At 72.1% G+C, this 11,295-nt stretch carries 3 protein-coding genes; all 3 read left to right on the top strand.

Going from position 1 to position 11,295, the window contains the following annotated elements; all coding sequences use genetic code 11:
* Nucleotides 1–8: 8 nt before the first annotated feature.
* From OG386_RS07850 to OG386_RS07840, 3 genes are read left to right on the top strand one after another with little or no spacing between them, the layout of a single operon-like run.
* The gene (locus tag OG386_RS07850) at nt 9–6,245 is read left to right on the top strand and encodes a polyketide synthase (protein WP_328787439.1); all 6,237 of its coding nucleotides are present in this window, start codon (nt 9–11) and stop codon (nt 6,243–6,245) included.
* Complete coding sequence (locus tag OG386_RS07845; RefSeq protein WP_328787438.1) at nt 6,238–7,359, top strand: DNA alkylation repair protein; 1,122 nt, start codon at nt 6,238–6,240, stop codon at nt 7,357–7,359. Before OG386_RS07850 ends, OG386_RS07845 begins: the two co-directional genes overlap by 8 nt.
* Complete coding sequence (locus OG386_RS07840; RefSeq protein WP_328787437.1) at nt 7,356–11,243, top strand: bifunctional SDR family oxidoreductase/pyridoxal phosphate-dependent aminotransferase family protein; 3,888 nt, start codon at nt 7,356–7,358, stop codon at nt 11,241–11,243. Before OG386_RS07845 ends, OG386_RS07840 begins: the two co-directional genes overlap by 4 nt.
* Nucleotides 11,244–11,295 lie beyond the last annotated feature (52 nt).

The following is an 11,295-nucleotide window of genomic DNA, read 5'->3' as shown; positions in this document are numbered from 1 at the left end:
GGACTACTGTGAGCGAGCTCGACACCCGCATCGCCGTGATCGGCCTTGCGGTACGGCTCCCGGGCGCCGAGGACGTCGTCGACCTGACGGCTCTGCTGGGCGGCGACGGGGTCGAGGTCGGAGAGGTCCCGTCGAGCCGGTGGGCCCGCGAGCTGTACCGGGGCGAGGGGCCCCACCAGGGCACGCACCACCGCGGCGCGTTCCTGGTGGACCCGTTCTCCTTCGACCACGAGGCGTTCGGGTTGACCGCCGAGGACGCCGTGTTCCTCGACCCCCAGCAGCGGGTGATGCTGGAGGTCGGCGCCCGTGCCCTGGAGGACGCGGGGTACTTGGGGGTGCGCCGCAGGCTCGACGCCGGCGTGTTCGTCGGCGCGCGCATGAACGCGTACGGATTCGACCAGGGCCGGGGGCTGGTTCCGCCCGCCGCACCGGGCTCCGCCGGTGGGCCCGGGCCCGCAGCCCTGTGGGGGCGGTCGCAGAACTTCACGGCGGCCTGGCTGTCCGACCGCCTCGACCTGGCGGGCCCGAGCCTGGTGGTCGACACCGCCTGCTCGTCGTCGCTGTCGGCGGTCTGGCTCGCCTGCCAGAGCCTGGCGGCCGGAACCTGCGAGCTCGCCCTGGTCGGCGCGGTCGACCTGCTGATCGACCCGCTGACGTTCGTACTCCTCTCCCGCACCGGGGCGCTCTCCCCGGACGGGCTGTGCCACACCTTCGACAGCAAGGCCAACGGCTATGTGCCCGGGGAGGGAGCCGCAGCCCTGGTGCTCAAGCCCATGCCGGCGGCACTGGCCGACGGCGACCTGATCCTCGGAGCCATCAGCGGGGTCGCGGTCAACAACGACGGCCGCACCATGGGCGTCACCACACCGAACCTGGAAGCCCAGATCGAGCTGCTGGACAAGGCGTACAAGACGATCGACCCGGCGACCGTCCAGTACGTGGAGGCGCACGGCACCGGCACCGCCATCGGCGACCCGATCGAGATACGGGCGCTCACCGAGGTGTTCGCCCGCCACGGCGTCCCGCGGAACTCCGTGGCGCTCGGTTCGATCAAGCGCCGGATCGGCCATCTGCACTCGGCGTCGGGCCTGGCCGGACTTGCGAAGATCATCGTCGCGCTGCGCGAGGGTACCGTCCCGGCCGTGGCGGTGGACGCGCCCAACCCGCGCCTCAACCTCGCCGACAGCCCGTTCCACCTGCCCGACACCAGCCTCCCCTGGCCGGACGCGCCGGTGCGCCGGGCCGCGGTGAGCGGATTCGGATTCGGCGGCACCAACGCCCACGTGGTGGCCGAGGGCGCCCCCCGCACGTCCGGCACCCCCGCCGGGCCGGTGGGGGCCGGCGGGAAGCCCGGGCCGGTCCACGTGCTGCCGCTGTCCGCCGACAGCCCGTACGCGCTGCGCGAACTGGTCGCCCAGTGGCTGTCGTTCCTGCCCACGCTGGCGGACGGTCCGGGCGAACTCGGCGACGTGTGCGCCACGGCGCGTCTGGCACGGCCACACCGTACCGAGCGGATGGCCGTCGTCGGCGCGGACGCGGACCAACTGGCCACCGCTCTGCGCGCATGGCTCCTGCGGACCGGCGCACAGGACGCCGGCGCCTTCGGCAGCCCCCGCAGCGCCGTATCCGTACGCCCCGAGGCGGCCGCGGCCCCGACCGCATGGCTGTCGGCCCTCGACCGTTCCACGCCGGCCGTACACGAGGTCGTCGGCCTGTTCGAAACGGCCACCGGCACCCGGCTGGCCGAGTTCTCCGGCGAGCTGCTGCGGATCCTGTCCGGGGTCTGCCTCGCGATCGCACTGCGCGACCTCGGACTGCCCGAAGGCGCGGTGGACCTGCCCCCGGGCTGGGAGGCGGTCGGGGACTTCGTACGAGGACGCGTCCCGCTGGAGCAGGCGGTGGCCGACGTCCTGCGGCGTGACGGCGACCCGGAGCACGACGCACAGGGCGGTGGTGGTGTTGGCGGCCACGACGTCAGCGCGCGGTTGGCCGAAGCCCGCGAGGAGCGGCAGGTCGCCACGGTGCTCGCCGCGATCGCCGCCGAGCTCTTCCAAGCAGGCCGGGACATCGACTGGGCGGCATTCCAGAAGGCCACGGGCACGGCGTGGACCAAGCGCGTGCTGCCCTTCGCCCAGCCGCGCGGCCGGGCCCTGAACCTCGCCGAGCCCCGTCGCTCGGCCGAACCCGGGGCGCCCGCGGAGCTGGTGTCGGACGAGGGGGCGGCCGGGTACGCCTTCTCCCGGGTGTTCGGACCGGCCGAGGCGCCCATCGCCCAGCACGCCGTGTACCGCACGCTGATGCTCCCGGGTGTGGCGTGGTTCGACTTCCTGCGCGAAGGCGCCGCCCTGCGCGGCGAACCCTTCCACGGGGCTCGGGACGTCCTCTTCCACCGCCCGCTCATCGCGTCCGGGGCCCGCCGGGTCATCGGCCGGGTCGCCGCGGACGGCCGGTTCAGGGTCGAGGACGCCGACAGCGGGGAGCCCTACGTGACCGGCCGGCTCGCCACCGGGCACCTGCCCGAGCCGCCGCTCCCCGTCCCCCTCGATACCCTGCTGGCCGACTGCGCCCGCTCCGCCGTGCACGCCGGCTCGAGCCTCTACCGCTGGCTGCGCCGGATCGGCTACCACCACGGCCGCTACTACCGGAACATCTCCTGGGTCGCGAGCCTCCCGGACGGCGGCACGCTCGCCCGGATCGAGGGCACCCGGCAGCGGGAGATGAACCCGCCCGGCGTGCACCTCTTCCCCGGGCTCCTGGACAGCGTGACGGTCGCGGCGATCGATCCGGCCAACCCGGTGTTCGGCACGGCGGACGCCTCCGCGTTCATTCCGCTCTCGGTGGGCCGGCTGGAGGTCCTCGGACCGCTGGACGACGCCGCCTACGTGCGGACGGAGATCGCCTTCTGGAACGACGAGGCCTGCCGGGTCACCCAGACCGTCACCGATGAGGCGGGCACGCCGCTGCTGGTCTTCGGCGACATGTCGTCCAAGCGGGTTCCCGTCCAGGCGTTCAGCGCGGGGGAGGCGTCCGCGCCGGCGCCGGCCGCGTCCGTAGCGCCGCTGACACCGCAGCAGCCCGCGCCCGTTGCGACGTCACCTCGCCCGGCGGCACCTGTGGCCCCAGTGGTCCCCGTAGCCCCGGCGGTCCCCGTTGTCCCGGTGGCTCCCGCCGCCCCCGCCGCCTCGCGGTCCGTGCGGGCGCTCGCCTGGTTCCTAGCACTGACGGGTACCCCAGAGGAGCACGCCGATACGGAGTTCCTGTCCGCCGGCTTCGACTCGGTCGGGCTGGTCACGCTGAGCGAGCGCATCTCCCAGGAGCACGGCCTGTCCCTCTATCCGACGGTCTTCTTCGAGTACCCGACACCCCGGCAGTTCGCCGAATTCCTCGTGGAGGAAGCGCCAGGGCTCGTCGACACGATGGCTGCCCCGGCTGCCCCGGCTGCCCCGACGGCCCCGGCAGACCAGGCGCCGCAGGCGGCTCCGGAACCCAAGGCGGCTCCGGAAGCCGCGGTCCCGGCCGCGCCGGCGGAGCCCACACCGGTGGCGCGGGCAACCGTCACTCCGCGAACACCCGACGCCGCGCACGCGGCCGAGCCCCCCGCACTCGCCCAGGCGGCACCCCGGCCGCGGGACATCGCAGTCGTGGGCGCCGCCGTCAGGCTGCCCACCGCGAGCACCCTGACCGCCTTCGCCGAGCTGCTGGCAGAAGGCCGGGACACGGTTCGCCCGCTGCCCGAGGGCCGTTGGCAGAACGTAGCCGGGCCGGTCCCGTACGCCTCGTTCCTGGACCGCGTGGACGAGTTCGATCCGGCTCCCTTCCGGATCTCGGCCCGCGAAGCCCCCCTGATCGATCCGCAGGCGCGGATCGTCTACGAGACGATCTGGGAGGCCCTGGAGGACGGCGGTCGGATCGGCACCCGGGCCCACGGCAGCACCGGTCTGTGGATCGCCTACAGCCACGACCACTACCACGAGGAGCGAGTGCGCCACGGCGTACCCGACGGGCGGGGCCTCGGGTTGGAGGCGATGATCGCCAACCGGCTGTCCTACCTGATGGACTGGCACGGCCCGAGCGGACTGGTCAACACCCTTTGCTCGTCCTCGCTGGTCGCCCTGCACTCGGCACTCCAGCACCTGCGCACCGGCGACATCGACACCGCGGTGATCGGGGCCGTGCACGCCGGCATCAGTCCGGAGTACTTCCGGTCGATGGGCGACCTCATGGCCCTGTCGCCCCGGCACCGCAGCCGCGCCTTCGACAGCACCGCGGACGGCTTCGTCCCGGGAGAAGGAGCCGTGGCCGTGGTCCTGCGGCGGTACGACGACGCCCTGCGGGACGGTGACCGGATCCGGGGCGTGGTCAAGGGAGCGGCCGTCAACCACGGCGGACGCACCACCCGCTACTCCGCACCCAGCCCGCGCGGGCAAGCGGACGTCATCTCTGCGGCGTTGCGGGATGCGGGGGTGTCTGCGGAGTCGATCGGTTTGGTGGAGGCGCATGGGACGGGGACGGGTCTGGGTGATCCGATTGAGATCGAGGGTTTGACGCGTGCGTGGCGTGGGGTGACGGAGCGGTCGCAGTTTTGTGCGGTGGGTTCGTTGAAGGGGAACGTCGGTCATTTGGAGCCTGCTGCGGGTTTGGCGGGTTTGGTGAAGGTGTTGTTGGCGATGGAGCACGGGGTGGTTCCGCCGTCGTTGCACGTGGTGCGGCCGAATGATCACATTCGGTTCGAGGAGACGCCGTTCTATTTGGCGGATCGTGCGGTGGAGTGGCCGCGGAACGGTGGGCCTAGGCGGGCTGCGGTGAGTGCGTTCGGCATGGGTGGGGTGAACGCTCATGTGATCGTCGAGGAGCCTCCTGTCCTTCCGGTGCGGGGAGTACCGGCCCAGGACTCGCACGTGGTGCGGGTGAGTTCGGCCGACGAGGCGGGACTGCGGTCCTTGGCCGGCGGGTACGCGGATGAATTGGATGGCGCGTCGGCGGAAAAGCTGGGCGATTTCGCGTTCACGGCGAATGCTGGGCGTGCCGGGCATCGTTTCCGTGCGGTGGTGCACGGTGGTGACGCTAGTGAATTGACTACCGGTTTGAGGAATCTTGCGGCGGGCCTGGCTCCTGTTTCCCGTAAGGGCAGTGTTTCCGCTCAGAACGTGTTCATGTTCACGGGTCAGGGTTCGCAGTATGCGGGGATGGGCCGTGGTCTGTATGTGACGGAGCCGGTGTTCCGGGCTGCGTTGGACGAGTGTGCCGAGCTGCTCGTGCCGTACGTGGATGTGCCGTTGTTGGATGTGTTGTTCGGTGATGTGGCGGGCCGGTTGGACCGGACGCGGTATGCGCAGGTGGGGATCGTTTCGGTCCAGGTGGGTTTGGTGCGCTGGCTGGAGTCGGTCGGGGTTCGTGCGGATGCGGTGGTGGGTCACAGTCTGGGTGAGCTGACGGCTGCGTGGGCGGCCGGTGTGCTGGGGCTGGCGGATCTGCTGCGGTTGACCGCGGTCCGGGGTCAGTTGATGGAGTCGCAGCCGGGTGAGGGTGCGATGGCCGTGGTTCATGCGGATGCCGAGGCGGTGTTGTTGGCTCTGGCTGCCCATCCGGGTGTGGAGGTCGCGGCGTTCAATGCGCCGCGCGTGGTGACGGTGACGGGGCCGGAGGGTGCGGTGGCCGGGTTCCGCGCGGGTTCGGGGTTGCGGACGCAGCCGCTGGTGGTCAGCCATGCGTTCCATTCGGCTGCGATGGAGGGTGCGGTCGTGCCGTTCACGGAGGCGGTGGCCGGGACGGCGCTCGCGGCTCCGGCGGTGGCGTTCGCGTCGTCGGTCTCGGGCGGGTGGCATTCGGCCGAGTCGGTGATGGATCCCGGGTATTGGGGTCGGGCGATTCGCGAGCCGGTGCGTTTCAGCGAGGCGGTCGCGGCACTCGGCGGATTGGGTGCGGGGGTGGTGTGGGAGATCGGTTCCCATCCGCAGTTGACGTCGTTGGCGCGGGCTTCGTGGGGCGAGTCGCATCCGGTGTGGTTGAGCACCCTGCGGCGGGACCGCGCGGATCAGACCGAGTTGCACGCGGCGGTGGCCGCGTACGTGAACCAGACGCCTGCTGATCTGGACTGGGCCGGTCTGCACCGGGGCAAGGGCCAGCGGACCGTCACCATCCCCACCTACCCCTTCAAGCGACAGCGGTTCTGGATATCCGCCGACCCGCACGACACGACGACGAACTACAAGAACGAGACGAAGAGGCACCAGAACCATGGCTAGCGAATACGGACTGAAGCGACACTTCAACGGCGAAGCGGCACGCCTGATCGGTGACAAGATCCGCACCGTCCACCTCGAGTTCGATGTGGAGGGCTACGCGGCAGAGGTCGAGGCGCGCATTCCCGGCAAGGAGCTGAAGGACCGCGTCCTCGTCCTGGCCGAAGGGCTGCGCACCCGCCTGCCCGCGGACTACCCCGACGCCCTGCCGATCCTCCTGTCCGTCCTCGGAGACGAACTGGCCGAGGGGGAAGGCATGTTCAACGCCAGCTGGTTCCTCATGCCGGTCGCCCGCTTCGTCGAGGAGTACGGCCTGGACCACCCCGACGCGTCGCTGGACGCCATCGAGGAGATCACCAAGCGGCACACGGGCGAGTACGCGATCCGCCCCTACCTCGAACAGCACTACGTGCTGACGATGGAGCGCGTCGCGCAATGGGCCCAGAGCCCGAGCCACAACGTACGGCGCCTGGCGACCGAAGGCGTCCGCTCTCGGCTGCCCTGGGCCCGGACCCTGACCGTGTTCGTCAAGGACCCGCTGCCGGTCCTGGAGATCCTCGAACCGCTGCGCAGCGACTCCTCCGAGTACGTGCGCAAGTCCGTCGCCAACAACCTCAACGACATCTCCAAGGACAACCCCGAGGTCGCGCTCGCGACCGCGCTGCGCTGGCTGGAGGAGAGCCCCACACCCGAGACCAACTGGATCGTCAAGCACGGGCTGCGCACCCTCGTGAAGAAGGGCGACCAGCAGGCCCTCGCCATCCTCGGGGCCACGGGCGGCGAGCACCTCAGGGTGCCCCGGCTGCGGATCACCCCCGGGTCGGTGACCATCGGGGACACCCTCGTCATCAACTTCGACGTCGAGAACACCGACGACCGGCCGCACACCGTCGCCGTCGACTACGTGGTGCACCACGTGCGCAAGAACGGGCGCAGCATTCCGAAGGTCTTCAAGCTGACCACCCTCGAACTCGGCCCCGGCGAACGGCGGTCCCTGGAGAAGACGCACACGATCAAGGAGGTGCAGACGCGCCGGTACTACTCGGGCGAGCACGCGGTCGACATCCAGGTGAACGGTCTCGTCCAGGCCACCGAACGATTCGACCTCCACACATGAGCGGCCTCAGATCACTCCTCAGAGTCGCCGATCCGTTCGTCTCCGACCACCGGATCGGCGGCGTCCCGGTCGTCCCCGCCGCCGCGCAGATCGACGCCGTACTGTCGGCCTGCGATGCCGGGCGCCCCGACTGCCGGTGGACGCTGGAGCAGGTCGCCTTCAAGGCACCCCTGCTCGTGACGGGAGTCGGGGCCGAGATCGAGGTCCGTACGGCGGAGGACGGCCGGTGCACCCTCCGCTCCGTGCAGCCCGGGGACGACGGCTTACCGGTCGAGCACAGCACCGCCCGGGCGACCGGCAGCCCGCTGCCGCCGCCCCGCTACGTCGACGTGGCAGCGCTGCGGGCCGGCTGCACGGAGCAGGTGCCGCTGTCGGACGTGGCCGCGTGGCGCGAGGCGAGCGGGATCGCGTACGGGCCGGCGTACCAGGCGATCCGGTCGGCGCACCGGGGCCCGGGCCGGATGCTGCTGATGCTCCGGGCCGCGGACGACCCGAACGCGGCGTCGGCGCCCCCCTTCGTGCCGCCGCCGCTGCTCGACAGCGTCTTCCAGGCGCTCGGCATGCTCGACGGCGGTGCGGCCGGGGCGTGCCTGCCCTGGTACATCGGCCGGCTGGTGGCCCGCCGCCGGATGTCCGGCACGGTGATCGCCCTGGTCGAGCGGGACGATCCGGCCGACGCCGGGGGCCGGGGCGGTGCCGTACGGGGGCGGGCCGTGGTCTGCAGCCAGCAGGGGGAGGTCCTGCTGGAACTGGACCGCATCACCCTCAAGGCCGCCGGACCCGCAGCATCCGCGGAGCCCGCGGAGTCCACGCCTGCCACGGTGGCCGCCTCGATCGAGACCGTCGTCTGGCGGAAGGTGGACCCGGCTCCCGCTCAGGCGTCGGCGGGCGAGGGCCCCGTGCTGGTCGTGTCCGCGCACGCCCTCCGTCCCCCGGCCGGCCGCTACGTCCTGCACCTGACGCCGGCGCAGCTCTCCGCAGGGGGCCCGGACGCACTTCCGGCCGACACCGTCTTCCGGGACGTGGTGTACGTGGCACCGCGCGGGCTCACCGGCGAGGCGCCGGTGACGCAGGCCCTACAGGAGGTCTTCGCGATGGTGCGCGGGCTCGCGGCCCGCCCCCCGATGCCCTCCCTGCTGATCGTCACCACCGCCGCCCACCAGGTGGTGGCGCAGGACGCCGTCGACCCCTTCATGACCGCTCTGTGGGGTCTCGGCCGCACGCTGCAGGTCGAGCATCCCCGCACCAGGGTCCGCCTGCTCGACCTCGACCTCGACCACGACCTCGGCGATCCGGCCGACCCGGAGGACGGCGCTGCCGCTGCCCTGTGGGAGACGCTCGAGAAGGACCGGCCGGAACTCGCCCGGCGCGGTGACGCCTGGTACGAACCCTCCTTACGGCCGCAGTCGCCAGCGCGCCCCACCGGCCGGGCGCGCTACCGGGACGGCCGCTTCCTGATCACCGGCGGCATGGGCGGCATCGGCCTGCGCGTCGCGGAGTACCTGGCGGAAGCGGGCTGTGCCCATCTGACCCTGGTCGGGCGGACCGTGCCGGACCGGGGAGAGGCCCGGGAACGCCTCGACCGGCTGGCGGAACGCTGCGACCTGGCGGTCGTGGCGGCGGACGTCCGCGCACTGCGCGAGGCACTGCCCGACGCCGCACGCTACGACGGGGTGTTCCACGCCGCCGGAGTGCTGCGCGACGGACTGGCACGCGGTCTGACCCCGGATCAGGTGGACGCCGTACTCGGACCCAAGATCGGCGGCGCGCACGCGCTCGCCGACCTGGTGTCCGGGTACGACCGGCCCGCATTCGTCGCCCTGTTCTCCTCGGTTGCGGCGGTACGGGCGAACCTCGGCCAGAGCGCCTACGCCGCGGCCAACGCCTATCTGGACGGCTACGCAGCCCGCCAACGTGCCGGGGGCCGGCCCTGGTACAGCCTCGGCTGGGGCCTGTGGACCGTCGGCATGGGCGAGTCCATCGCCCCGAAGGCCGCCGCGCACGGCATCCCTGCCCTCACCGCGGACGACGGCATCGACCTCCTCCGTACGGCCCTGGGACAACCACCCGCGCACTACGTTCTGTCCGCCGCCGCGAAAGCGAAGGATGCACCCATGACTGCTGTCACGCCCGAAACCGGACTGTGGCCGTCGCTCACCCACGCGATCAGCAAGGTCCTGCTCGTCGACGGCGTGGCAGCCGAGGACGATCTGCTGGAACTGGGCCTCGACTCGATGATGGCGGTCGAGCTGGCCGCGTCGCTGAACGCCGACGGGCTCGACATCGACCCGATGGTGTTCTTCGAGCGCACCAACGTGGGCGCGCTGCTCGCCCACCTCGAATCGCTCCCGCGCAGCCGTCCCGCCCCGACCTCCGAGCCCACCCCCGCTCCCGCCCCGGTCCGGGAAGTGCCCGAGGCAGCTCCGGCGGGGGCGCCGCGCGTCGCGGTGCCGCAGCAGCGGCCGGTTGCGGCGGTGGACCGGCCGGTGGCCGCCACGGCCCGGGGCGCCGACTCCTTCGTTCCCGACTGGGACCGCTTCAGGGACGTGCCGCACGCCCCGGCCATCCCGGCCCCCGCGCCGGCCCCAGCACCGGTCGCCGCTCCCGTGCCGACCCCCACCCCCACCCCCGCCCCGGCGGCCGACCGGATACCGCGGCGCACCCTGCCGGGCCGGCTGACCGACGCACCCCACGGCAGGTTCCTCGACCGCCGCATCGACGCCCTGTCGGCGGAGGACCGCCTGATCGTCGCGAAGGACGAGTACTTCTACGAGCCCGTCATCGAGGAGGCGACGGGCCCCCGGATCAAGTTCGACGGCCGCTGGTTCCTGAACTTCGCCTCCTACAGCTACCTCGGACTCATCGGGCACGGCTACATCGACGACCAGGTTCTGCGGGCCGTCGAGCGGCACGGCACCGGCGCGCACGGGGTGCGGCTGCTGGCGGGCACCCTGCACCTGCACCGGGAGCTGGAACAGGCGCTCGCCCGCTTCCTGGGCACCGAGGACGCCATCGTCTTCTCCAGTGGCTACATGGCGAACGTGGCGACGGTCGGCGCCCTCGTCGGCCCCGGCGACTTCGTCATCGGCGACGTCTACAACCACGCCAGCATCCTGGACGGGTACCGGCTGTCCGGCGCGTCGGTCATCACCTACGCCCACAACGACCTCGCCGACCTGGAACGCGCCCTGCGCAAGGCGGGCGACGCGGGCCGCCTGGTGGTCACCGACGCCGTGTTCAGCATGGACGGCGACGTGGCCGACCTGCCCGGCATCGTGGAACTGTGCGAGCGGTACGACGCCCCGCTGATGGTCGACGAGGCGCACAGCCTCGGTGTGCTCGGTGACACCGGCCGCGGCATCACCGAGCACTTCGGCATCGATCCGGCACGCGTCGACGTCAAGATGGGCACGCTCTCCAAGACGGTGCCGAGCGCGGGCGGTTACGTCGCCGGGTCCAGGGACCTGATCTTCGCGCTGAAGAACAACGCCCGCGGCTGGATGTTCTCGGCGGCAGCCACTCCCGCTCAGGTGGCGGCGGCCAAGGCCGCGGTCGAGGTGATGGCGGCCGCCCCGTCCCTCACCCGGGAGCTGCGGACCAAGACGACCCGGTACCGCGAGCAGCTGCGCGCCCTGGGCTTCAACACGCTGGCCAGTGAGACGCCGGTGGTGCCGATCATCTGCACCAGTGCCGAGCAGGCGGGGGCGATGGCCCGGTCGTGCCAGCTCGACGGGCTCTTCGTCCAGCCGATCGTCTACCCGGCCGTGCCGCGGACGCTGCCGCGGCTGCGGACCATCGTCAACCTCAGCCACTCCGACGCCGACCTGGACGCGGCCGTCGTGACGTTGGAGAAGGCCGGCCGCGCCTGTGGCCTCATCCACTGAGCACTGACCGGGCGGAGCGGCCCACAGGACCGGACCCAACCGTGCGCAGACC

Source organism: Streptomyces sp. NBC_00273, from assembly GCF_036178145.1.
In the GTDB taxonomy this organism is placed as follows: Bacteria; Actinomycetota; Actinomycetes; order Streptomycetales; family Streptomycetaceae; genus Streptomyces.
Note: the sequence above shows the minus strand (reverse complement) of the source record. Positions and strands in the feature narration are given on the sequence as shown.